13 protein-coding genes are annotated in these 25,191 nt (G+C 56.3%); 3 read left to right on the forward strand and 10 right to left on the reverse strand.

Going from position 1 to position 25,191, the window contains the following annotated elements; genetic code table 11:
• Positions 1 to 69: 69 nt before the first annotated feature.
• From QN359_RS04435 to QN359_RS04455, 5 genes are all read right to left on the reverse strand, one after another.
• The gene (locus QN359_RS04435; RefSeq protein WP_322248285.1) at positions 70 to 13,917 is read right to left on the reverse strand and encodes an autotransporter-associated beta strand repeat-containing protein; all 13,848 of its coding nucleotides are present in this window, start codon (positions 13,915 to 13,917) and stop codon (positions 70 to 72) included.
• A gap of 389 nt (positions 13,918 to 14,306) precedes the next feature.
• Positions 14,307 to 15,020 (reverse strand): ABC transporter ATP-binding protein, encoded by a 714-nt coding sequence (locus QN359_RS04440; protein ID WP_322248286.1) that lies wholly within the window; start codon positions 15,018 to 15,020, stop codon positions 14,307 to 14,309.
• On the reverse strand, positions 15,017 to 15,778 hold the full coding sequence (locus QN359_RS04445) for an ABC transporter ATP-binding protein (protein ID WP_322248287.1): 762 nt from the start codon (positions 15,776 to 15,778) through the stop codon (positions 15,017 to 15,019). Before QN359_RS04445 ends, QN359_RS04440 begins: the two co-directional genes overlap by 4 nt.
• On the reverse strand, positions 15,779 to 16,666 hold the full coding sequence (locus tag QN359_RS04450) for a branched-chain amino acid ABC transporter permease (protein WP_322248288.1): 888 nt from the start codon (positions 16,664 to 16,666) through the stop codon (positions 15,779 to 15,781). It abuts the gene before it with no gap.
• Complete coding sequence (locus tag QN359_RS04455) at positions 16,666 to 17,550, reverse strand: branched-chain amino acid ABC transporter permease (protein WP_322248289.1); 885 nt, start codon at positions 17,548 to 17,550, stop codon at positions 16,666 to 16,668. Before QN359_RS04455 ends, QN359_RS04450 begins: the two co-directional genes overlap by 1 nt.
• Positions 17,551 to 17,904: 354 nt before the next feature.
• Between QN359_RS04455 and QN359_RS04460 the strand changes: the two genes are divergently transcribed.
• Positions 17,905 to 18,636: a hypothetical protein gene (locus QN359_RS04460; RefSeq protein WP_322248290.1), complete on the forward strand. Its 732-nt coding sequence runs from the start codon at positions 17,905 to 17,907 to the stop codon at positions 18,634 to 18,636.
• Positions 18,637 to 18,872: 236 nt separating this feature from the next.
• A complete protein-coding gene (locus QN359_RS04465) occupies positions 18,873 to 19,601 on the forward strand; it encodes a carbonic anhydrase family protein (RefSeq protein WP_322248291.1) in 729 nt (242 codons plus the stop codon).
• A gap of 45 nt (positions 19,602 to 19,646) precedes the next feature.
• Here QN359_RS04465 and QN359_RS04470 read toward each other — a convergent pair whose 3' ends face one another.
• Both QN359_RS04470 and argH read right to left on the reverse strand, forming a co-directional pair.
• On the reverse strand, positions 19,647 to 20,795 hold the full coding sequence (locus tag QN359_RS04470; RefSeq protein ID WP_322248292.1) for an ABC transporter substrate-binding protein: 1,149 nt from the start codon (positions 20,793 to 20,795) through the stop codon (positions 19,647 to 19,649).
• A gap of 115 nt (positions 20,796 to 20,910) precedes the next feature.
• Positions 20,911 to 22,314, reverse strand: a complete 1,404-nt coding sequence (argH, locus tag QN359_RS04475) for an argininosuccinate lyase (protein ID WP_322248293.1) — start codon at positions 22,312 to 22,314, stop codon at positions 20,911 to 20,913.
• A 226-nt stretch (positions 22,315 to 22,540) separates the two neighbouring features.
• Here argH and QN359_RS04480 point away from each other — a divergent pair, with 226 nt between their 5' ends.
• Positions 22,541 to 23,290, forward strand: a complete 750-nt coding sequence (locus QN359_RS04480; RefSeq protein WP_322248294.1) for a LytTR family DNA-binding domain-containing protein — start codon at positions 22,541 to 22,543, stop codon at positions 23,288 to 23,290.
• A 5-nt stretch (positions 23,291 to 23,295) separates the two neighbouring features.
• On the opposite strand, the gene QN359_RS04485 is transcribed toward QN359_RS04480, so the two are convergent.
• The 3 genes from QN359_RS04485 to yghU form a co-directional block, all read right to left on the reverse strand.
• Positions 23,296 to 23,523: a hypothetical protein gene (locus QN359_RS04485; protein ID WP_322248295.1), complete on the reverse strand. Its 228-nt coding sequence runs from the start codon at positions 23,521 to 23,523 to the stop codon at positions 23,296 to 23,298.
• A 122-nt stretch (positions 23,524 to 23,645) separates the two neighbouring features.
• Positions 23,646 to 24,278: a glutathione S-transferase gene (locus QN359_RS04490; RefSeq protein WP_322248296.1), complete on the reverse strand. Its 633-nt coding sequence runs from the start codon at positions 24,276 to 24,278 to the stop codon at positions 23,646 to 23,648.
• Positions 24,275 to 25,138: a glutathione-dependent disulfide-bond oxidoreductase gene (gene yghU / locus QN359_RS04495; protein WP_322248297.1), complete on the reverse strand. Its 864-nt coding sequence runs from the start codon at positions 25,136 to 25,138 to the stop codon at positions 24,275 to 24,277. The genes QN359_RS04490 and yghU overlap by 4 nt, the downstream gene beginning before the upstream one ends.
• Between the last annotated feature and the right edge of the window lie 53 nt (positions 25,139 to 25,191).

Consider the following 25,191-nt stretch of genomic DNA (forward strand, 5'->3'; position numbering starts at 1 on the left):
GCTTGCCAGCGCTGGAACGACAAATGACAAATGACAAACGGCACCGCAGTGCCGTTTGTCATTTTTTGTCTACCAATGCCACAACACCCCGATTGAAGCAGCGGTGCTGCCGGCATGGCCTTGGCCAGTGCGCTCGAGTCGATCAACATGGCCATACACGCTGAATTGCTGATTCAAGGCCAAGTTAAAGCCGGCACTGAGTTCAAGCGCCGTATAGCCGCTGCTGCTGGCAATATCGGTGCTGGATGGCAAATTGACGAAGCGCGTGATGCTGTTGCCCGAGTTGGCACGATACACATTGACGCTGACATCCGGTTGCAAAACCCCGATTGCGGTGCTGGTCTGCCCTTTGAGGCGCAAACCGGCGCGCGTTACCCAGCCGGCGGCATTGTGTTGCTCGACCGTGGCACCGGAAATCGCGGCATCATCGAAACGCACATCTTGGTGGATCAACTGCAATTGCGGCTCCAGCGTCATCCCTGCGCTGATTGGTAAGGTCCAGCCAGCTTCTAAAGAAGTGCTGAGGGTACTGCCTTTAGCATTGCTGGCCATGCTGCCGATTGGTGTGATGCTGTAGTGGTGGGTGCCGCTCTGCAGCACGGCATCGAGATAATAATGCGCGGCCGTGTTGGTGTAGGTTAAATATGCACCCTTGTATTCGGAACGAATGTCGGTATTGCCGACCAAACCGGTGGTGCCACCGGCAAAGCCGCTGACGCTGGCGTTGCCGTCAAGCTTGCCGACATAGACGCCACCGCGCAGTTGTTTGTCGGCATACACATCGGTGCCGGCTTGGAAGCCATTCAGGCGACCGGTGCTGCTTTGTTGCACTGCGCCGTCTTGGGCCGAGTTGATCTGCGTGCTGAGCAGACGCCCCCAAGCGTGCCGAGCCTGGGCGTCGAGTGGATCGATCGATTGTGTATGTTGATTGTCGTCGCCATTACGATGACTGCGATTGCCCAACATGCTCAAGTCAGCTTGACGCGTTTGGGCTGCCAGCGCGGCGAACAGCGGCACTTCGATGCGGTAAGTCGTGACTGGGGCGGTTACCGGATCCGATGGAGCTAATGGGTTAGACGGTGCCGGTGCTGTCAATTGCGAGCGCAAATACCAGTCTTGACCAGCGCCGCTGAGGTCACCGGCATACAAGCGGTATTGGTAGGCGCCGGCATCGACGTGAGGGGTAGTCACAGCGGCCAGCACGGCAGCACTGCTGGCGCGCATGGTTCCGGGTACGCTCAACGGTACGGCGGTCGAGCCGGCCAAGGCAAAGGCATCTTTTGACGTTTGTGCCGTGGTGGTGGCCCCATTTTGGGCAGCAATCACTTTAATACCGTTGCCGCTGGTTAATCCACCGAGCCCACCGAGATTGACGATTTGTACCGTGGTTTTGCCGCTGGCACTGGCAGTCGGGCCATTCAAGACCAGCATGTCAGAAACGCCAGCAGCAGAAAGATTGCTGCCCAATTGCAAAGTCCCGCCATTGCCAGTGTAAGCACCGTTGACGGTGAGCGTTGTGCCCGCTACGCTGCCAAGCAGCGAGACCGTGCCGCTGTTGCTTAAGCTCGCCACCGTCTGATTGAATCCGGCCAGATCGAGCTTCGCTTTTGCTGCCACGGTGTAAGCCGAGGCCGGGCTAAGGGTATTTGCTGCACCGGCGAGCAGTGTACCCGCGTTGATGGTGGTGCTGCCACTGTAGCTATTGCTGCCGCTGAGAGTGGTGGTGCCGCTGCCGATTTTATTGATAGCGACCGTGCCAGCGCCATCGGCAATCGAGCCGGCGAAACTGGTCGAGCTGTTGTCGTTACCGAGCTTGAGTTCGGCCGCCGCGGCGGCAGTGTTGGTGATACTGCCGGCGCTGCCGGCGAGCGAGCCGACGTTTTGATTGAAGCCGCACAAATCGACGCTGGCCCCGGCGACAGTGCTGAGCGCTGAATTGTTACCTAGGGCGTTGCTGGCACAAGCTTTGAGCGTGCCGCCGCTGACGGTGGTGGCACCGCTGTAGGTATTGGCACCAGACAGTGTCAGCGTGCCGCTACCGACCTTAGCCAAACCGAGTGCGGCGCTGCCATCGCTGAGAATACCGGAAAAATTACTCGAGCTGTTGTCGCCACCGCTGCTCAGTTGCGCGGCAGTGGCACCGTTATTGGTGACGCTGCCAGTGCCGGCCAGCGAACCGATCAGTTGATTGTAACCACCCAGATCGAGCGTGCTGGTGCTGGTCAGTGTGATGGCAGAATGCGGGCTCAGTGCATTCGCGGCCGTAGCGCTGAGGGTGCCGGCGGTCAGCGTGGTGGCACCGCTGTAGGTGTTGCTGCCAGACAAGCTTAGCGTGCCACTGCCTGCTTTGCTCAAGCCTACCGTGCCGAGGCCATCGATGAGGCTGCCGGCAAAGCTGGTGGAACTGTTATCGGCGCCAGCGCTGAGCACGGCGGCGGTGAGCCCACTGTTGGTGACGTTACCGCCAGTGCCGGCCAAGGAGGCGATGGTTTGATTAAAACCGCCGAGATCGAGGCTGGCCGTGCCGGCGATGCTGACGGCCGAGTTCGGGCTCAAGGCTTGGGCCGCACCGGCGCTGAGCGTGCCGGCAGTCACGTTGGTGGCGCCACTGTAGGTGTTCGTGCCGGCCAGAGTCAGGGTGCCGCTGCCGGTTTTGCTCAAGGCGACCGCGGCCGTGCCATCTTGTATGGTGCCAGCAAAAGCCGTGGAGCTGTTGTCGCCGCCGCTGCTGAGTGTGGCCGGGCTGCTGCCGCTGTTGGTGACGCTGCCGCCGCTGCCAGTGAGCGAGCCGATGGCTTGGTTATAACCGCCCAGATCAAGGCTGGCACCGGCGCCGGTGCTGACGGCCGAGTTGCTGCCGAAAGCATTGACTGCCCCAGCAGCCAAGGTGCCGGCGCTGATGGTGGTTGTTCCGGTATAAGTATTGCTGCCGGACAGAGTTTGGGTGCCGCTACCGGTTTTGCTGAAGGCGACGATGCCGACGCCGTCAGCGATGGTGCCGGCAAAATTACTCGTCGCATTATTGCCGCCGGTAGTCAGCAATGCGGCTGCCGTGCCACTGTTGCTGATATTGCCGCCACTGCCGACCAAAGAACCGATGCTTTGATTATAGCCAGCGAGATCGAGATTGGCACCGGCGGCCGTGCTGACGGCAGAATTGCTACCGAAAGCATTGACGGCTCCGGCCGCCAGGGTACCGCTGCTGACTGTGGTGGCACCACTGTAGGTGTTCGTGCCGGTCAGAGTCAGGGTGCCGCTGCCGGTTTTGCTCAGGGCGACCGCGGCCGTGCCATCTTGTATGGTGCCAGCAAAAATCGTTGAGCTGTTGTCGCCGCCGCTGCTGAGTGTGGCCGGGCTGCTGCCGCTGTTGGTGACGCTGCCGCCGCTGCCGGCGAGCGAACCGACGGTTTGGTTGTAGCCCCCGAGATCAACCGTGGCACCGGCCGCGGTACTCAGCGCAGAGTTGCTGCCAAAGGCATTGACCGCTCCAGCCGCCAGAGTGCCGGCGCTGACGCTGGTGGCACCGGTGTAGCTGTTACTGCCGCTCAGAGTAGTCGTGCCGCTGCCGATCTGACTGACACCGCCGCTGCCGCTGATGGCATTGGCCAAGCTCAAGGCATCGCTGCGATTAAGTGCCAGCGTGCCACTATCGCTGACGGCACCACTGCCTAAGCTGCCGCTATTGCCGCCTGCGCCAACTTGTAAGGTGCCCGTACCGATGGTGGTCGTACCGGTGTAGCTGCTGTTGCCGGCTAACACAGTGGTGCCGGCCGCCGTGTTGGCCACATTGAGTGACACGGGGCCGCCAGCGGCATTGTCGCTGATGATGGAATTAATGCTCAGTACCGCAGTAGGGCTGGCATTACTCAGATTGAGCGTTGATGGCCCGGCAATGCCGGCAGTCAGCACCCCTTGGTTAGGACTTTGGCCTATGGTCAAAGCTTGCGCGCCATTGGCCAAGGCAATCGTGCCGGTGGTGCTGTTACTGGTATTGCTACCGATGACCAAGCTGTCATTGGGCGAATTGTGGTTCATCGCCAGCACCGTCGGTGCCGTACTCTGTGACATCAGTAAGGATTGTATCGTCGTTGTGCTGCTGGCTAAATAATTCTGCCCTGAGGCACTGCCGCCATTGACTAACTGCACCACCGCGTTTCCGGCCGGAATATTTGGTATCGCCACGGGACCGGCGGCTGGATCGGAATACACGTTTTGTGCAGCGGTTTGCAGAGCCACGACGTAATTGATGCCAGCGACGTTTTGAATGGATGCAAAATTCACGCCATTCCAGAGGGAACCTCCACCGATTTGAGTCTGTGCGTCATTGGCCCCGGCACTGCTGCTGGTGATGAAACGCGCACCAATTGTGGCGCCGGTCGCGCCGACAAAATTGGTCGTGCTGTTGGTGGCGAGCGCGCCGAGGTTGAGATCGATATCAAGGGCGCCATTTTGATTGAATTTCAGCGTACCGGCACCGATACTGTTGGTGGTGCTGCTCAATGTTTGTATGACGCCATTGTTTTGGCCTGCGCGTCCGGTGACCAGTAAAGTGCCGTCCTGCAAAATCAAGGCCGAGCCGGCCGCTAAAATATTTGTCAGCGGTGCACCAGCGGCGGAAAAATCCAAGTTCAGTGTGCCGGCTTGTATCGTCGTCCCGCCGCTGTAGTTATTCGCCGCACTCAGAGTTTGCATGCCGCTGCCGGTTTTCAGCAGCGCCAGACTGGCTGCGCCATCTTGCATGATGCCGGCAAAACTGCCGGAGCTCTGATTGCCACCCAGGCTAAGCACGGCGGCGCTGGCACCACTGTTGGTGACAGTGCCGGCGCTACCAGACAGGGCGGCGATGGCTTGATTAAAGCCACCGAGGTCAAGCGTGCCGCCGGCGGCGGTGCTGACGTGAGAATTGCTGCTCAAGGCATTACTGGCAGCGCCGACCAAGCTGCCGGCGGCGATGGTAGTGGCACCGCTGTAGGTATTGGTACCGGAGAGGGTGAGCTTGCCGCTGCCGGTTTTTGTCAGTGCCAGGGCGGCCGTGCCATCCTGTATGCTTCCGGCAAAGCTACTGGAGTGGTTGTCGCCGCCACTCGTCAAGTTGGCTGCTGTCGTCCCATTGTTGGTAACACTGCCGCCGCTGCCCGACAGAGAGGCGATGGTTTGGTCGTAGCCGCCGACATCGAGGGTCGCACCGGCTTGGGTCGTGACGGCCGAGTTACTGCTCAAGGCATTGAGGGCGGCGGCGGCCAAGCTGCCGCTGATAATCGTGGTAGCCCCGCTGTAGCTACTGTTGCCGGCCAGAGTTTGGATGCCGCTACCGGTTTTAGTCAGACCGACAGCGCTGTTGCCGTCACTGAGCACGCCGGAAAAGCTGGTATTGCTGTTATTACTGCCAGTGATTAACAGTGCGGCATTGCTACCGCTGTTGGTCACCGTACCGCCGCTACCAGCCAGCGAAGCGATGGTTTGCTTATAACCACACAAATCCAAGCTGGTACCACTGCTGGTAGTGAGCGCAGAATTGCTGCCGATTGCATTGAGCGCACAAGCGCTGATCGTGCCGCTGCTAATCGTGGTGGCACCGCTATAGGTATTAGTGGCGCTCAAGGTCAGAGTACCGCTGCCGGTTTTGCTCAGAGCGACTGCAGCCGTGCCATCTTGTATGGTACCGGCGAAGCTGGTGGAGCTATTGTCGCTGCCAATGCTGAGTGTGGCCGCTGCCGTGGCGCTATTGGTGACCGTGCCAGCGCTGCCGGCGAGCGAACCGATGGCTTGGTCATAGCCGCCCACATCGAGGCTGGCACCGGCGACTGTGCTCAGTGCCGAGTTACTACCTAAGACATTCGCGGCCCCGCCGCGCAGTGTGCCGGCGCTGATGGCGGTAGCGCCGCTGTAGCTATTGCTGCCGCTGAGCGTGGTTGTGCCACTACCGATTTGGCTGAGACCACCGCTACCGCTGATGGCATTGGCGAGCGTGATGGCATCGCTGCGATTGAGGGCCAGGGTGGCATCGGTAATGACTGCACCGCTACCGAGGCTGCCGCTGCTGCCGCCGGCCCCGACTTGTAAGGTACCGGACCCTATTCGGGTGGTGCCGGTGTAGTTGTTGTTGCCAGCCAGCACCGTGGTGCCGGCTGCCGAGTTGGCGACATTGAGTGAAACGGGGCCACCAGCGGCATTGTCGCTGATGATGGAATTAATGCTGAGTACAGAAGTATGGCTGGCATTGCTCAGATTGAGCGTTGATGGCCCGGCAATACCTGCAGTCAGCACCCCTTGGTTAGGACTCTGGCCTACGGTCAAGGCTTGTGCGCCATTGGCCAAGGCAATCGTGCCGGTGGCGCTGTTGCTGGTATTGCTACCAAGGACCAAGGTATCACTAGGCGAATTGTGATTCATCGCCACGATTGTCGGCGCTGTGCTCTGTAACATCAGTAAAGATTGAATCGTCGTCGTGCTGCTGGTCAAATAATTCGGCCCCTGACTGGTGCCGCCATTGACTAAGCTGACCAATGCATTGCCGGCGGCAAGATTCGGTATCGCTACTTGGCCGACCGCAGGATCAGAATACACCGTCTGTACCGGGGCTTGCAGCGCCACGACATAATTGATGCCACCGAAACTTTGAATTGATGCAAAAGTTACGCCATTCCACAGTGAGCCACCGCCTAATTGAGTCTGAGCATTGTTGGCCCCGGCACTGGAGCTGGTGATGAAACGTGCACCCACTGTCACGCCAGTCGCGCCGACAAAATTGGTGCTACTGCTGGGATTGAGTGCACCGAGGTTGAGGTCGATATCGAGAGCCCCATTTTGAATAAATTTCAGCGTACCAGCATCGCTACCGGAATTGTTGACGGTACCACTCAAGCTTTGTATGACGCCATTGTTTTGTCCCGCCCGGCCAGTGACGACCAGCGTGCCGTTCTGTAACGTCAAGGCCGAACCCGCCGCCAAGATATTACTTGCCGGTGCGCCGACGGCAGAAAAATCCAAATTCAGCGTGCCGTCTTGTATCGTCGTGCCACCGCTATAAGTATTCGCAGCGCTCAGGCTGAGGGTGCCGCTACCGGTTTTGAGCAACGCCAAGCTGGCCGCGCCATCTTTGATGGTGCCGGCAAAACTGCCGGAGCTGTTATTGCCGCCGGTGTTGAGCACGGCTGCGCTGGCACCGCTATTGGTGACGGTACCGGCACTGCCGGACAGAGCGGCGATAGTTTGATTAAATCCGCCGAGGTCAAGTGTGGCACCGGCGGCGGTGCTGACGACCGAATTATTACTGAAAGCATTGACGGCAGCAGCGGCCAAGGTGCCGCCGCTAATCGTGGTGGCACCACTGTAAGTGTTGGTGCCGGAAAGGCTCAGGGTGGCGCTGCCGACTTTCGTCAACGCGATCGTGCCAGTGCCATCCGTGATATCGCCGGCGAATTGGCTGGCAGTATTATTGCCACCACTCGTGAGTACAACGCTGGCAGCGCCACTATTGGTGACCGTGCCGCCGGTGCCCGACAGCGAGCCCAGCGTTTGATGATAACCACCGAGATCAAGCGTCGTGCCGCTGGCGGTTTGTAGCGCCGAATTATTTCCGAGGGCATTGACGACACCGGCAATCAAGCTACCATGATTCAGAGTGGTGGCCCCGCTGTAAGTATTGTTGCCGGACAGAGTCAAACTGCCTCTGCCGGCTTTAGTCAAGCCAGTCGTCGCCGAGCCATCTTGCAGAATACCGGCGAAAGTGCCGGAACTGTTGTCGCCGCCCATCGTTAAGGCTGCGCCTGTTGCACCAGAGTTGGTGACGCTGCCGCCGCTGCCGACCAGCGAAGCGATGGTTTGGTTAAACCCACCGAGATCGAGAGTGGCACCGGCCACCGTGCTGACGGCCGAATTGCTGCTCCACGCATTGTTGGTCGCGGCGGCCAGCGTGCCAGCGGTAATCGTGGTGGTGCCGCTGTAGGTACTGCTGCCAGAGAGCGTCAGCGTGCCAGTGCCGGTTTTTGTCAAGGCCAGGCTGGCCGTGCCATCCTGTAGTATGCCGGCAAAGTTGCTGGCGGCATTATTTGCACCGCTAGTCAGCACGGCGGCAACGAGGCCATTGTTAGTCACACTGCCACCGCTGCCAGCGAGTGCAGCGACGCTTTGATTGAAGCCGCCCAGGTCGAGGATTGCACCGGATGCAATGTTCAAGGCCGAATTGCTGCTTAAGGTATTGGTGGCTGCAGCGGCCAGGGTGCCGGCGCTAATCGCGGTACTGCCGCTATAGGTATTGCTGCCGGACAGAGTCTGCGTACCGCTGCCAAGCTTGCTCAAAGAAACTTGGCCGACACCGTCGCTGATCACACCAGCAAAATTGTCCGTGCCGTTAGCGCTACCGGTGCTGAGCACGGCGGCAGTGCTACTGCTGTTAGTGACGGTACCGCCACTGCCATTCAAGGACGCGATAGCTTGGTTGAAGCCGGCCAGATCAAAGCTGCCAGCGGTGTTGGTAGTGAGGCCAGAACTGCTGGCAAAGGCATTACTGATGGCGGCGCTCAAGACGCCGCGGCTGAGCGTGGTTGCGCCGGTATAGCTATTGGCCGCCGCGAGGATGAGAGTGCCGCTGCCGTTTTGCGTCAAACTGCCCGTGCCGCTGATATTGTTGTTGAGCGTGATGCTGTCGCTACGATTGAATATCAGGCTGGCGTTATTGATGACGGCACCGCTGCCGAGCGAGCCGGAGCTGCTACCGGTACCGATTTGCAGCGTGCCGGCGTTGATGCTGGTCACACCGCTATAACTGTTGGCAGCAGTTAACGTTTGCGTGCCACTACCCACTTTCGTCAAACCTAGTGCGCCACTACCATTTTGTATCGTGCCGGCGTAAGTGCTGCTGGCATTGTTTGTACCCGTCGTCAGCACGGCCGCAGTCAGCCCGCCGTTCGTCACAATACCGCCGCTGCCGCTGAGCGCGGCGATGCTTTGATTGTAGCCGCCGACATTCAGGGTCGCACCAGCTACCGTGCTGAGCGCCGAACTACTGCTCAAGCTATTGAGAGCGCCGGCGGCCAAAGTGCCGGCGGCAATGGTGGTGTTGCCGCTATAAGTGTTGCTGCCGGACAGGGTCTGCGTGCCACTGCCACTCTTGGTCAGGGCCACACCGCCGCTACCGTCGCTTATCGTGCCGGCAAACGTGCTGGAGGCATTATTGTTACCGGTATTTAAGAGCGCTGAACTCGCGCCACTGTTGCTGACGTTGCCACTGCCGGCCAAGCTGCCGATGTTTTGATTGTAAGCAGCCAGATCGAGCGTCGTTCCGGCGTTGGCAGACAGCGCCGAGTTCGTGCCGAAGGCATTGATGATGTCGGCACGCAGTGTGCCTTGATTGAGTAAGGTAGCACCGCTATAAGTGTTCGCTGCGCTCAGCACTGTCACGCCGCTGCCATTTTGTAGCACAGCCCCGCTGCCGCTGATGGCGTTGGCGACGGTAGCTGTATCGCTGCGATTGAACGCGAGGCTGGCATTATTAGTCACACTGCCGCTGCCAAGTGAACCGCTGCTAGCACCCGCACCGATTTGCAGCGTGCCGGCATTGACTGTGGTCAGCCCAGTATAACTATTGGTCGCGCTCAGGATGCTGGTGCCGCTGCCCGCTTGGGTCAAACTGCCGCTGCCGCCAATGTCATTGGCGTAACTGGCGCTGTCACTGCGATTCAACACCAGGGCGGCGTTATTGGTCACAGCACCGGTACCGAGAGAACCACTGGTGCCGCCAGCACCGACCTGCAGCGTGCCGGCGCTGATCGTTGTCGGGCCACTATAAGTGTTGGGGCTGGTGTTGCTCAGAATGGTGGTGCCGCTGCCATCTTGCAATACACCGCCGCTGCCGCTGATCTGGTTGGCGACGCTCAGGCTGTCGCTGCGATTGAAGGCGAGGCTGCTGTTGTTGACGACATTACCCGTGCCAAGGGTACCGGCAGTGCTGCCAGCACCGACCTGTAGCGTACCGGCGCTGATTGTCGTGATGCCGCTGTAAGTGTTGGCGGCGGTCAAAATGGCGGTGCCAATGCCACTTTGCAGTAAATTGCCGGTGCCGCTGATCTGGTTGGCGACGTTCAGGCTGTCGCTGCGATTGAAAGCGAGGCTGCTATTATTGATGACAGTGCCAGTACCGAGGGTACCGGCAGTGCTGCCAGCGCCAACCTGTAGCGTGCCGGCGCTGATCGTCGTGGTGCCGCTGTAAGTGTTGGCACCGTCCAGTATGGCAGTACCAATTCCGTTTTGCAGTAAATTGCCGGTACCGCTGATCTGGTTGGCGACGTTCAGGCTGTTACTGCGATTGAAGGCGAGGCTGCTATTATTGATGACATTTCCAGTACCGAGGGTACCGGCAGTGCTGCCAGCGCCAACCTGCAAGGTGCCGGCGTTGATCGTCGTGGTGCCGCTGTAAGTGTTGGCACCGTCCAGTATGGCAGTACCAATTCCGTTTTGCAGTAAATTGCCAGTGCCGCTGATTTGGTTGGCCACGCTCAGGCTGTCGCTGCGATTGAAGGCGAGGCTGCTGTTGTTGACGACATTACCCGTGCCAAGGGTACCGGCAGTGCTGCCAGCACCGACCTGTAGTGTACCGGCGCTGATTGTCGTGATGCCGCTGTAAGTGTTGGCGGCGGTCAAAATGGCGGTGCCAATGCCATTTTGCAGTAAATTGCCAGTGCCGCTGATTTGGTTGGCGACGCTCAGGCTGTCGCTGCGATTGAAGGCGAGGCTGCCGTTATCGACGACACTACCAGTACCGAGGGTACCGGCAGTGCTGCCAGCACCGACCTGCAAGGTGCCGGCGCTGATGGTCGTCGTGCCGCTGTAAGTGTTGGCGCTGCTGTTGCTCAGAATGGTGGTGCCGCTACCATTTTGCAGTAAATTGCCGGTGCCGCTGATCTGGTTAGCGACGTTCAGGCTGTCGCTGCGATTGAAAGCGAGGCTGCCGTTATCGACGACACTGCCAGTACCGAGGGTGCCGGTAGTGCTGCCAGCACCGATCTGCAAGGTGCCGGCGCTGATCGTCGTGGTGCCGCTGTAAGTGTTGGCGGCGGTCAAAATGGCGCTGCCAATGCCATTTTGCAGTAAATTGCCAGTGCCGCTGATTTGGTTGGCGACGCTCAGGCTGTCACTGCGATTGAAGGCGAGGCTGCTACTATTGATGACATTGCCAGTACCGAGGGTACCGGCAGTGCTGCCAGCGCCAACCTGCAAGGTGCCGGCGTTGATCGTCGTGGTGCCGCTGTAAGTGTTGGCACCGTCCAATATGGCAGTGCCAATGCCACTTTGCAGTAAATTGCCAGTGCCGCTGATTTGGTTGGCCACGCTCAGGCTGTCGCTGCGATTGAAGGCGAGGCTGCTGTTGTTGACGACATTACCCGTGCCAAGGGTGCCGGCAGTGCTGCCAGCACCGACCTGTAGCGTACCGGCGCTGATTGTCGTGATGCCGCTGTAAGTGTTGGTGGCGGTCAAAATGGCGGTGCCAATGCCATTTTGCAGTAAATTGCCAGTGCTGCTGATCTGGTTGGCGACGCTCAGGCTGTCGCTGCGATTGAAGACAAGGCTGCTGTTGTTGACAACATTACCCGTGCCAAGGGTGCCGGCAGTGCTGCCAGCACCGACCTGCAAGGTGCCGGCGCTGATCGTCGTGGTGCCGCTGTACGTGTTGGCACCTGCCAGTATGGCGGTGCCAATACCATTTTGCAGTAAATTGCCGGTGCCGCTGATCTGGTTGGCGACGTTCAGGCTGTCGCTGCGATTGAAGGCGAGGCTGCTGTTGTTGACGACATTACCTGTGCCAAGGGTGCCGGCAGTGCTGCCAGCACCGACCTGCAAGGTGCCGGCGCTGATCGTCGTGGTGCCGCTGTAAGTGTTGGCGGCGGTCAAAATGGCGCTGCCAATGCCATTTTGCAGTAATTTGCCAGTGCCGCTGATTTGGTTGGCGACGCTCAGGCTGTCGCTGCGATTGAAAGCCAGGCTGCCGTTATCGACGACACTGCCAGTACCGAGGGTGCCGGCAGTGCTGCCAGCGCCAACCTGTAGCGTGCCGGCGCTGATCGTCGTGGTGCCGCTGTAAGTGTTGGCGGCGGTCAAAATGGCGGTGCCAATGCCATTTTGCAGTAATTTGCCAGTGCCGCTAATTTGGTTGGCGACGCTCAGGCTGTCGCTGCGATTGAAAGTGAGGCTGCCGTTATCGACGACACTGCCAGTACCGAGGGTGCCGGCAGTGCTGCCAGCGCCAACCTGCAGCGTGCCGGCGCTGATCGTCGTGGTGCCGCTGTAGGTATTGTTACCGCCCAGGATGGCGGTGCCGCTGCCATTTTGTAGTAAATTGCCAGTGCCGCTGATTTGGTTGGCGACGCTCAGACTGTCGCTGCGATTGAAGACGAGGCTGCTGTTATTGACGACATTGCCCGTGCCAAGGCTACCGATAGTAGTGCCATCGCCAACCTGCAAGGTACCGGCGCTGATTGTCGTGGTGCCGCTGTAAGTGTTGGCGTCAGCCAGAATGGTGGTGCCGCTACCAAGTTGCTTAAAGTCACCTGTGCCAATGATGGGATCGCTAAGCGTCGTGCTGTTATTGAGATTGATCGCCAAAGTCGCATTGTTAGTGACGGTACCGACGCCTAACACACCAGTCGAACCGCCGTTGCCGACTTGCAGCGTACCGCCAGTGATGGTGGTGCCATTATAGTCACCGATGATGTTGGGGGAGGTCAGGGTCGCAATGCCGGTACCGAGTTTGATCAGTGAACCACCGCTATTGCCCATGCCCACATTGATGTCGAGATCGCTGACGGCATCGCTGCCACGCGTGACGTCAAAGGTGATGGCGCTGGACCCATTCATATTGAGGTCGTTGGGCGAGGTGATGCTGTTTTTTGCGCCGCCATTAGTCTTGAAGATGATGCCTCGACCACCTTCGACCCAGTTGAGGGTGGCATTGCCGATGATGCTGCCACCACCATGGCTGTCAAAATTAAACGTGGTACTGAAGTCGTAGCGATTGGCACCACCGAAAGCATTGAGCAGCAAGCTGCTGCCGTTATTAATATTGATGCCGCTGCCGGAATAGTTGTTGACACCGTTGGTGTATAAGCCGAGCGAACCGGCATTGATATTGATCACCCCGGTGTAAGCGCTGGCATTGTTGAGAATGGTCAGGCCACTGCCGTTTTGATTGAGTGTGCCGCCGCCCCTGAGCTGATTGCCCATAGTATAGGTATCGCTACGCGCGAAGTTCAGTGTGCCGTTATTTTGAATGTTGCCGCGACCGAAAGTGCCGGAAGTCGCGTTGTTTCCCACTTGAACAATGCTGCCTGCGCCAATGGTGCTGGCACCGCTGAAGGTATTGGTGCCGCTCAAAATGATGGTCGAGGTTCCAGCGGTAGTCAGTGGGCCGGTGCCAGACAGCACAGAACCTATTGTCAGATTGCCGCCATTGGCGGTGATGAGGGTGCCGCCGGCCGACAGGCCTAAGGTCCCGCCCGTCAGTGTGTACGCCGTGTTGGAAGTTAAATTTCTGATATTGAGGGTGCCCGCCAGGGTGACCGTGTCACCGCCACCCGGCGCGGCGGCGGAAGCATTGAACACCGCATCATCGGTGCCGACATTGCTCCATGGTGCCCAGATGCTGCCGTTATACCATGTTGCCGTCGTGGTATCCCACGTTCCGCTGCCGCCTTGACCAGCGGCGTTGCCACTGGCGTACCAAATCAGCGCAGTGGCATGTACCGTCGGGTACGCCGAGAGTAGCGCGAGACAGGCAATTTTCAGTTGCAAAGTGAAGCGAGATTGCGCTGGCGTCGCAGCGCTCGCCGCCCGTCTGCCTTTGCCATGGGATTTGGTATTTTCAGAAACTGCTACCGAGGTGCCTGTCATTGCATTCCATATCGAGCGAAATATCCGGTTCATACCATATCCTTTTTAAACTGAATGAAATGGCATCGGAGTGTTGCAAGAGCGCTGGCAAAGGTCCGCTGTCACGAAAATTTGAGTTTCTATTTTGGCGTAATGTGTTATCTATTACATACGCACTCGATGGCAAATTCAAGGATGGCCGACACCTCAACTTAATATATTTTTAATATTCTCAAAAAAGCAACATTTTTTTTCCGCACGTCAATTGACTGAAAACAAGTGCGTACATAGGGGAAACTTTCGAGCTGAAATAGTGTTAGAAACCCAATTTTTTTGAGAAACTTTAAGGGAATAACACGCATTCAGCGGCGCCGCCACTGCCGCATTGTGGTTGGCAGTGGCAAGCGTCGGCAGCTTGGATCAGGAGGGGGGAGGGGAGTAACTCAGCCGCCGAGGTAGGCGGCAATCACTTGTGGGTTATTGAGTAAGTTGGCACCGCTATCATGCAAAACAATGGCACCATTTTCCAGCACATACGCTTGGCTGGAAATTTTCAAAGCCTGACGGACATTTTGTTCGACCAGCAAGACCGTCAAACCGGCACGATTGATTTCCCCGATTACCCGGAAAATTTCCTGCACCATCAAGGGTGCCAAGCCCATCGATGGTTCGTCGAGCAGCAATACTTTCGGCCGTGCCATGAGCGCGCGCGCAATCGCCAGCATTTGCTGTTCGCCGCCAGAGAGATTGCCGGCCAAGCCGGTTGCGCGACTCTTGAGTACCGGAAATAAGCTCAGTACCCAATCGAGGTCAGCACTAATGGCCGCCTTATCGTTGCGGGTGTAGGCACCGAGCGCCAAATTTTCACTGACCGTCAGCGTGCCTAAGATTGCTCGTCCTTCTGCCACCTGGACCACGCCGCGCCTGACGATGTGATGTGGCGCGAGCGTGCGCAAATCGCTTTCTTCCAACAGAATGCGTCCGGCCTGGGCGGCGATCAATCCTGAGATCGCCAGCAAGGTGGTGCTCTTGCCAGCCCCATTGGCACCAACCAAGGCGGTGATTTCACCTGGCATGAGCGCAAGTGAAATACCTTTGAGCGCTTCGATCTGACCGTAGGCGACGCGCAGTGCCTCTATGCGCAGTAAGGGCATCATGCCGCATCCTCCCGACCCAGATAGGCTTCAATCACCAGCGGATCAGTGCGTATTTGCGCAGGTGGGCCTTCGGCAATGATTTTGCCGAAATTCAGTACGGCGATGCGATCGCATAATTCCATTACAAAACGCATATCGTGCTCGATCATGAAAATGGCAAAGCCGCGATCCCGGATGTTTCGTATTTCTGTCATCAATTCAGTTTTTTCTGCCGGATTCATGCCCGCTACCGGCTCATCGAGCAACAGCAATTTCGGTTGCGTCGCCAGAGCGCGGGCAAATTCGAGCTTGCGTTGCTCACCATACGACAAATTGTTAGCCAACAGCGCCGCCTTGTGATCGAGCTTGACCCAACTGAGTAATTCTAATGCGCGCTCGCGCGCCTGTCGTTCCGCGGCGCGGAATGAGGGTAGGCTAAACAGGAGACCGGCAACCCCATAATTCAAATGCGCATGCATGCCGACGACGACGTTCTCCAATAAACTCATTTCCTTGAAGATACGGATATTTTGAAATGTCCGAGCAATCCCGAGGCCGGTAATCTGGTGCGGTGCGACCTGGCTCAGATCCTCACCATTGAAACTGATCATTCCGGCAGTCGGCCGCAGCAAGCCGGTGATCAAATTAACGATAGTCGTTTTACCGGCACCGTTGGGCCCGATCAAGCCGTAAATACTACCGACAGGCATGTTGAAACTGACATCTTGCAATACCTGCAAGCCGCCGAAATGTTTGCTGACTGAAGCTAATGCGAGCATTCAAGCTCCCTCTGACAAAGATTTTTTAGTGGCAGCACGCATAGCGCTGCGCCATTGCCGCAAGCGGGCCGGATCCCATATGCCCTTAGGTAAATACAGAATGACAATGATAAGAATGAGGCCGTTAGCAGCGAGCCGGTAATCTTTCAAACCATGCATGAGCTCGGGCAAAATGCTCAAAGTACTGCTGCCAATCAGCGGGCCGAGCAGGCTGGCCGTGCCACCGAACACGGCCATGGTTAAAATATCGACCGCATTTTCAAAACCGTAATTGCCCGGACCTATCGTGAACGTGTAATGGGCATTGAGGCCGCCAGCCAGCCCGGCGATCATGGCCCCGAGTACAAAGGCGAGCAGCTTATACGCGGCCACATTCACCCCCATCAGGCGAGCTGCGATCTCATCTTCTTTAATCGCCTCAAACGCCCGACCGACCTTGGATGCGCGCAAGCGCGCCAACAACAGCAACACCAGCACCAAAGCCAACATGATGTGATACCACTCGGTTTTTAGCTCGATACCGTTCAAACCCATAGGGCCGCCGGTAAAATTCAAGTTGAGCACGATCACTCGCACCACTTCGCCGAAGCCCAAGGTTGCCATCGCCAGATACACGCCCGACAGACGCAAGGTCGGAATACCGATCAGACACGCCACCAGCGCCGGTGCCGCTGCAGCGGCGGCCAGCGCGAGTGGAAATGGCAAGGCCGTCTGCATGGTAATCAGTGCGGCGGTATAGGCACCGATACCCATGAAGGCGGCATTCGCCAGCGACAACAAGCCGCAGGAAAGTGTCAGGTAAATCGACAGCGCCAGCAGAGCATTGATGCCTATGCCGAAAATCACGCTGCTGTAGATTGCCCAAAATCCATCAAACCATTCCGCCATCATCCCGCCTTTCTTTCTGAAGTTTTGCCGAACATGCCGGCTGGCTTGAACAATAAGATTAAAAATAATAAACCGAAGGCGACGGCATCGCGAAAATCGCTGGACAGATACGCCACCGTCATGACTTCGGCAAAGCCGAGGAACAGGCCACCGAGCAAGGCACCACGGATGTCACCCATGCCACCCAAGATGATGACGGCAATGCCCTTATGCAGCATCGGTTGCCCCATGAAGGGAGAAATCGCATTGAAAGACAGCCCGACCAGCACACCGGCCGCCCCACCGAGTGCCGCTGCGGCAAAAGAAGTGAGAAAAAACAAGCCCTCAACATTAATGCCGAGCAAATACGCGGCTTTCGGCGATTCGGCAATCGCCCGCAGCGCCCGCCCCAACTGCGTGCGGCGCATGACGAGCAGTAAGGCCAGCATCAAGACAAAAGAAATCACTACAATCGCCAGTTGCACTGCCGTTAAATGCACATTTCCTAAGCTAAAACTGTCTTCGGGGATCGTGCCGAAGGGGAAGCGTTGATTCTCTGCGCCGAACCAGCCTTGGGAAATATTCGTGATCATGATCGCCACGCCTATGGTCGCAATCATCGGCGCCAAATGCGGTGCCGAGCGCTTGCGTAACGGCCGCAGCACCAGAAAGTCGACCGCTACACCGATGCTGCCACAAGCGAGCATGGCCAACACCATCGCCAACCACAAGGACAGATGAAAATAAGTGATCAGCAACAGCGCGATATAGCTGCCAAGCATGAAAATCGCACCATGCGACAAATTGATCACGCCGAGCACGCCGAAAATAAGAGTGAAGCCGAGCGCGAAGAGCGCGTACACGCTGCCTAGCGAGAGCGCATTGATCAGTTGTTGTTCGAACATGGTGTTCCAGACAGAGTAAGGGCGGACGTTACGCAATGAGCAAAATAATATTCTGCTGCATCATAGATAAACACGAATAATAATCAATAGGCAGCACCAATATACGCGCGAAAAACAACAATTGGGCGATCAGTAAACATTCTTTTCGAGCAGCCGGCGCGTCTCGCTGGCACTCAGTGCGCTGTGTTTTGCCGTGTTTAGTACTAATCCCATTCATGTGATGTAAAAAATCAGACCTGTCTGATTTTCATGGCGATACCAACTGCGTATCGTAGATCAATGATGAAACAATCGAGTCCACGGCATGGATTGTTTTCATGGACGACGGAAAAACTCTAATAGGATCACAAAACAATGACTTTTTTTACCCCCAAAAACCTGCTCAAGCTCACCGCCATCATGGGCTCTGCCAGCTTGCTCGTCGCCTGTGGTGGTGGCGGTGGTGGCAACACCATAGACAGCCGCTTTCCTGTTGGCGAAGCTACCTATAATCTTTTAGATACTTACCAGCAGAAAAATTTGCGGATTACCGGCACGTCTGACCGGAATGGCTACTCGACTGGGCTGTCGGGCTCGGTCAATTGGTCGCAAGATGCGCTGCGTGCGCAATCTTACTTCAACGGCATCCCGGCGTGGGAACAAAGCACCCGAGTCAGCGGCTCTATGTATGAGGGTAATTATTACCAGCAAGTGTATAACAACGTGATTCACTATGTGGATGGGCAACGCAAGCCGCTAGGCTACAGTGACGATAGAAACTATTGCGTAGTAACAAGTTCTGCGCCTATCCCTGAGTATTTACATCCGGGTGAGGGCCTTGTGTATGCAAATTACCGCTGTTACAGCGATGCCAGCATGCGCTATCAGACCGGCACGCTGAGCAGCAGCTATGTACTCGGTGACGGGCCCTCACTGTTCGAAGCCAACTTGGCACATATCGAAACCTTCAACAAAATCGGCCAGGGTGCCCCCGATGTGACGCAAACCAATTACGTGATCAATTTATCTGGCGACACTTACTTCGATTCCGTCACCATCAATCGGCACGAGGATCGTTACAACGCATCGATCGTGTACGCGCCTTGATGGTGAGTCGTAGGGTGGCTGCAGCTTAAGTCCCAGTGCTGCCGAACCAGCAGCACTGGGAATGGTCAATGCTGTAGCCGTACTAAAATTTCGAATATGCAGATTGCACACAAATTTTTATTAAAAATGAAATTCAATTAGACAAGTCCCGTATCGTCACCTATATTTTCTAAGGAGCCCCTGCTTGCATTGAGGTGCGGTCTTGAAACTAAGCTATTTATCCCATGGAGGCGAACATGAAAAAAATGTGGATGTTGTTAACCCTGAGTTTGATGAGTACTCTCGCACTGGCTCAGCACGGTGGCTGGAGTTACGAGGGCGAAACCGGGCCTGAGCATTGGGCCAAGCTGTCGCCAGAGTCGGCCGACTGTGGCGGTAAGAATCAATCACCGGTGGATTTACATGGTTTCGTCAAGGCACAGTTGGTTCCGATCGCCTTCAATTATCATGCTGGCGCGAATGAAATGATCAACAACGGCCATACGATACAAGTCAATTATCTCGAAGGTAGCCAAATAAAAATTGACGACATGAAATTTGCACTCAAGCAATTTCATTTTCATGCACCGGCGGAAAATTTGATCATGGGGAAATCCTACCCACTCGAAGCGCACTTTGTACATGCGGCAGACGATGGTGAACTCGTGGTGATCGCCTTGATGTTTAAGGTGGGCGCTGAAAATGCAGCGCTGAATAAATTGTGGCCATCGATGCCAGCCGAAAAAGGACAAAAAAACACCCTTCCAGCTCTGTTTGCCGCGGCCGATTTAATGCCGAAACAAAAAGACTACTACCGCTTTGAGGGTTCCTTGACCACTCCACCCTGTACCGAAGGAGTGCGCTGGTTAGTGCTCAAACACCCGGTTGAAGCATCGGCCAAGCAAATCGAAAACTTTTCTCGGCATTTGGAGCACGCGAATAATCGGCCTGTGCAGCCAACTAACGCCAGGGTGATTTTGAACTGAGTCGCCTGACGATGCAGTAATGCGGGCTGCAGCCCGCATTACTGATTACTTCAATAAAATGAATTTCCCGCCTTTAGCAATATTTACGATCGCATCCTGCTGTGCATCATAGCCAACTTCTTTGCCATCCTTACTCACCGGGCGACGGAAGGCGAATTTGCCAGTTGCTCCTTCGAATTTCACTGCCGGTAAAGCCAGGCGCAGCGCCAATCTGTCTTTTTCCAAATTGCCACTCAACTTGACTGTCTTGAGTGCTTCGGCCACGATATACATGGCATCGTAAGCTTGGGCGGCGAATTGATCGGGCTCGCTGCCATAACGCGCTTTGTAGGCGGCGATGAACTGGGTATTGGCCGGTGCCGTGTTTTCTGCCGACCACGGACTGCCCATCAAGGTTTGATCGGCCGCGTCTTTGGCAATCTCAAACAGCTTAGGCGAATTGAAGCCGTTGCCGCCGATAAAAACTTGCTTCATGCCGAGTGAACGGGTTTGTAAAATGATGTTGGCCGCTTCTTCTGCCAAACAAGAACAGACGATGGCATCGGGATTCGCTGCCTTAATCTTGGTCAGTTGCGCTTTAAAATCAACATCGCCTTTGGCATAGGTTTCGGTTTCCGTGACCGCTATTTTCTGCTCACTTAACGCAGTTTTGAAGACATCGTAGCCGCTTTTGGTAAAGGCATCATCGTTACCGTAGATGATCGCGACCTTCTTGATATTGAACTGTTTCACCGCTGCTTTCACTGTCACCGGCAAGACATCGGCTTCCATGACCGAGTTGCGGAACACGAAAGGCCCCATGGCCGTGATGCCATCGGCCGTATTGCTGGTGCCGAACACCACGGTTTTGCTGGCATTGGCGATAGGATCGGCAGCGAATGCAGAATTCGATAGGGTAGGGCCGAAGGCCATCAGTACTTTATGCTGAAAAATTAATTTCTTGAAGGCATTAATGGCTTCTTCTTTCTTGCCCTGTTCATCCTCAATCACCAGAATGAGCTTATTGCCATTGACGCCGCCTTTGGCATTGATGCTATCAGCCGCCAGCACGAAGCCATTTTTGATCGCGCTACCGTATTTAGCGGCCGGACCGGATAGGGCTTCGGCGACACCAATTTGGAGGTCGACGGCATGAGAAAGGGTGGCGCAACCGAAAAGGGCGGCGCTCAGTGCAAGATGAAGCTGGCGTGACATGGAATCTCCGTTTTTATCGTTTTTGCTCAATTGGCTCAAAGAGTGTAGGGCCAGACACGGCGGGCGGCAATCAAAAACAGCGATTTTTTTGCCGCCGCGCCAATCAATTGTCGTCTTACTCCAGCGGCAGCAATTTTTGACGTGCTCTGGCGATCGCAGCACGGACTTGCTTAGGTGCTGTGCCACCGACGTGATCGCGCGCGGCTACCGAGCCTTCCAAAGTCAATACCTCGTAAATGTCGGCCTCGACCAAGGCGGAATAGGTTTGCAATTCCGCCAGCGGCATATCACTGAGGTCGCAAGCACGTTCCACGCAGGTACGTACCGCATGCGCAACAGCTTCGTGGGCGTCACGGAACGGCAAGCCTTTTTTGACCAGATAATCGGCCAAGTCGGTTGCCGTGGCATAGCCTTGCAAGGCGGCGGCGCGCATGGCCTCGGGTTTGACGCTGATGCCGCCAGCCATGTCCGCAAAAATACGCAAGGTATCGACCAGCGTATCGACGGTATCGAACAAGGGTTCTTTATCCTCTTGATTATCTTTGTTGTAGGCCAAAGGCTGGCCCTTCATCAGCGTGAGCAGGGCGATCAAATGGCCATTGACGCGGCCGGTTTTGCCGCGCGCCAATTCCGGCACGTCCGGGTTTTTCTTTTGCGGCATGATCGACGAGCCGGTGCAGAAACGGTCGGCGATATCGATGAAGCCTATGCGTGGGCTCATCCAAATGACCAATTCTTCCGACATCCGCGAAATATGCGTCATTACCAAGGCGGCAGCAGCGCAAAATTCAATCGCGAAATCGCGATCTGATACGGCATCGAGTGAATTTTGACAAACCTCATCAAAGCCGAGCGTGCGTGCGACACGTTCGCGGTCGATTGGGAAAGTCGTGCCAGCCAAGGCGGCGGCACCGAGTGGCAAGCGATTGACACGTTTGCGGCAATCTTGCATGCGCTCGGTATCGCGGCCAAACATTTCTACATAGGCCAGAATGTGATGGCCGAAAGTGATCGGTTGTGCCACTTGCATATGGGTAAAGCCAGGCATGATTGTTTCGGCATTTTTTTCCGCCAAATCGAGCAGCGCGCTGCGCAAAGCGGTGAGCAAGACGACGATATTGTCTATGGCGGCGCGCAAGTACAGGCGGATATCGGTGGCCACCTGATCATTGCGCGAACGGCCGGTATGTAAGCGTTTGCCGGCATCACCAACGAGTTCGGTCAGGCGTTTTTCTATGTTCAGATGCACGTCTTCGAGGTCGAGCAGCCATTCGAACTGACCACTGTCAATTTCCGCTTTGATTTGCTGCATGCCGCGGCAAATATCGGCGTAATCCTGGGCCGTGATGATCTGTTGCGCGCTGAGCATTTCGGCGTGCGCCAGCGAGCCTTCGATATCCACAGCGGCCATGCGATTATCGAAAAACACCGAGGCCGTATAGCGCTTGACCAGATCGGACACCGGTTCAGAGAAGCGGGCAGACCATGCCTCGGTTTTTTTTTGGAATTGTGATGTCATGATGAAATAATTAGCGGTTGAGGCGAAAATGGTAATGAATTGACCAGGCGTTTGCAAGGAATTGCCTCGATTATAAAACAATGAACCCTGTTTGCCTTTGTAAATAAAGCCTGTGAAGCGCAATAAGCGGCGCATGGGCCGCGTTTGAGTTTCCTCAAGCCGCCAAGCGGATCTTGATTTATTTTTCTTCACTGAGCGTTTTCTACCGCAAAGGTGAAGCATGACTGTGCCCAGGGTTTTTATCATTGCCAATGTCGTCACGGAGCGGCAAAGCGTGTTTGCCAGATTGGCAGCACTGCCGGCTCAGGGTCGCCATCTCATTGTCGGCGCTGCCCATAGCACCGATATCGGCTTGACAGAAATCCGGCTACTGCGACCGGAAATCGTGGTGGCTGTTGCCAACGTCGCTGCGGTGCAGCGCTTGCATGCACAACTGCGCCACATGATGGCAGTAGTGCCAAACGTGATTGGCTGTCAGGCCGACGGCAGTTGCGTGGTTTTTCCGGCGGCACCCAGCGGCGCGCTGCCATCTGGCCCGGTCAGCATACATCTGCACAATCTGTGTGCTGCCATAATCTATGTGCGAGAACGTGCGCGCGCGAAGGGCGCGCCGGTGCGCGATTTCTTTTCCGTCATTGAGCATCGTCGCCATGTGCTGGTGCCGGTGCGCGAAGTGTTGTTTTTGCAGGCGGGCTTCAAATACGTCAGCATTGCCACGCGGGAGAAGGAATTTCTAACCGAAGAATCGCTCATCACGCTGGAGCGCGAAATGCCCGATCACTTCATTCGCTTGCACAGAAATACTCTGGTAGCACGCAGTGCGGTGCTCGGCATCGAACGCGGCAATCGTTTTTGTGATGTTGGTACGCCGACTGAGCATGTCAGCACATTTTGGCAAGTCGTGGTATCTGGTTCCGAACAACGCTTGCGCGTGTCACGGCGGCGGTGGCAGCAGATCAGCAAGCTGCTGCGCTGAGTGCTTCAACGCCAAATCGGCAAGCCATTGATATCGGTATTCTCGTCATTGATCCAAGCTGGCAAGCCGCTGGTATCGGTCATGCCGAAATCGGCCAACAGATTCAATTGCTCTTGCTTTGCCATTTTCCCATGGCCCGCTTTGCGGGTAGATTTTCTCGTTTCGGCAACGGCAGGGGGCAGGATGTTCAAGCCGGGCAGTTCCAGCGTGGACTTATCTTTATTATCTTTCATCAGTCTCTATGGGGCGAAAATCTCAACGCGAATACGCAAAAAATGTGCGCAATCGAGCGCTGCAAGGCCGTAGATTATACCGGATTCCCCACCCCCGCGGCGCTCGTCCTGCACGATTCAAGCTACAGCGACATCGCCGCTCGTTGTGCCATCAGCGCCCGCCAGCGCTGTACATGCGGGTAGCGTTCATCGGCTTTGAATTTCACCACGCGCGCGAAGTCCACGGCCACCACGGCGGTGATGTCGACCAAACTGAAGCGCTTGGTGGCGATGAACTCGCGGTTTTCCAGGTGAGTGTTGAGGCTAAGGAAAAATTGCTGGATCCGTGCCAAACCGCGTTCGGCCAAGGCGGGAATTTGCTCGTAGTTAACGGGCCCTGGCAAGGCGCGTTGCTTCATCGCTGGGGCACTGTTGCGCAAGGCCTCGGCCACCGCGAGCAAGCCTTCAAATTCCACCCGCCAATTCCAACTGGCAATCTCGGCTTTTTCTTCCGCCGTGATTCCCATCAATGCCGGGGCTGGATAGACGGCTTCCAGATACGCGCTGATGCCGGCATTGTCAGTCAGTATGATGCCGCTTTCGGTTTTCAAAGCCGGCACCGTCGACAGAGGATTGATGAGTTGAAAAGCCGGGCTCAGTTGTTCGCCCTGGCGCAAGTCGACCGCTATCGTCTCGTAGTGCGCGCCTTTTTCGGCCAGTAGAATGCGCGCGCGACGTGGGCTCGGTGCCGTGCTACAGTCGTAAAAAGTCATCATAGTTTGTCCTGCGTCTTGGTATCAAAATCTTTGGCATCGTGGCGCTCGTGTAATTGGCTGGCCGGATCACCAAACACACGATTCACCATGCGTCCACGTTTTACCGCTGGACGCTGAGCGATTTGATCGGTCCAGCGCAGCACATTGGTATAGTCTTGAACTTGCAAGAATTCTCCGGCATCGTACAATTGTCCCTTCGCCAAACTGCCATACCAAGGCCAGATCGCCATATCGGCAATACTGTATTCGTCGCCGGCGATATATTCGGTCTCGGCCAAGCGGCGGTCGAGTACGTCCATTTGCCTTTTTACTTCCATGGCATAACGGTCTATCGCGTAGCCGATTTTCTCCGGCGCATACGCGTAAAAATGTCCAAAACCGCCACCGAGAAATGGCGCGCTACCCATTTGCCAAAACAACCAAGACAGGCACTCGGCCCGCGCCGCGCCGCCGGAGGGTAGAAAAGCAGAAAATTTTTCGGCCAGATACATCAAAATCGCGCCTGACTCAAAGATGCGGACTGGGCTGGAATCGCTGCGGTCAACCAGCACCGGAATTTTTGAATTCGGATTGATCTCCGTGTACCCGCTGCCGAATTGATCGCCCTCACTGATATTGATCAGCCAAGCATCATACTCGGCACCGCTATGCCCAGCCGCCAGCAATTCTTCCAGCAATACCGTTACCTTGACGCCATTTGGTGTGCCGAGCGAATACAGTTGCAGCGGATGTGCGCCCACCGGCAAGATGCGCGTATGTGTGGGGCCGGCAATGGGTCGATTGATATTGGCGAAGCGCCCGGTGGCGAGCTCTGGGGGTGTCCATATTTTTGCCGGGGTGTAAGTCGACGATTGATTCATAGTGTCGCTGCCTTTATGCACGTGAATGATGAGTGATCAGCTTAAATAGCATG

This window comes from Undibacterium sp. 5I2 (assembly GCF_035019605.1).
GTDB lineage: Bacteria > Pseudomonadota > Gammaproteobacteria > Burkholderiales > Burkholderiaceae_D > Undibacterium.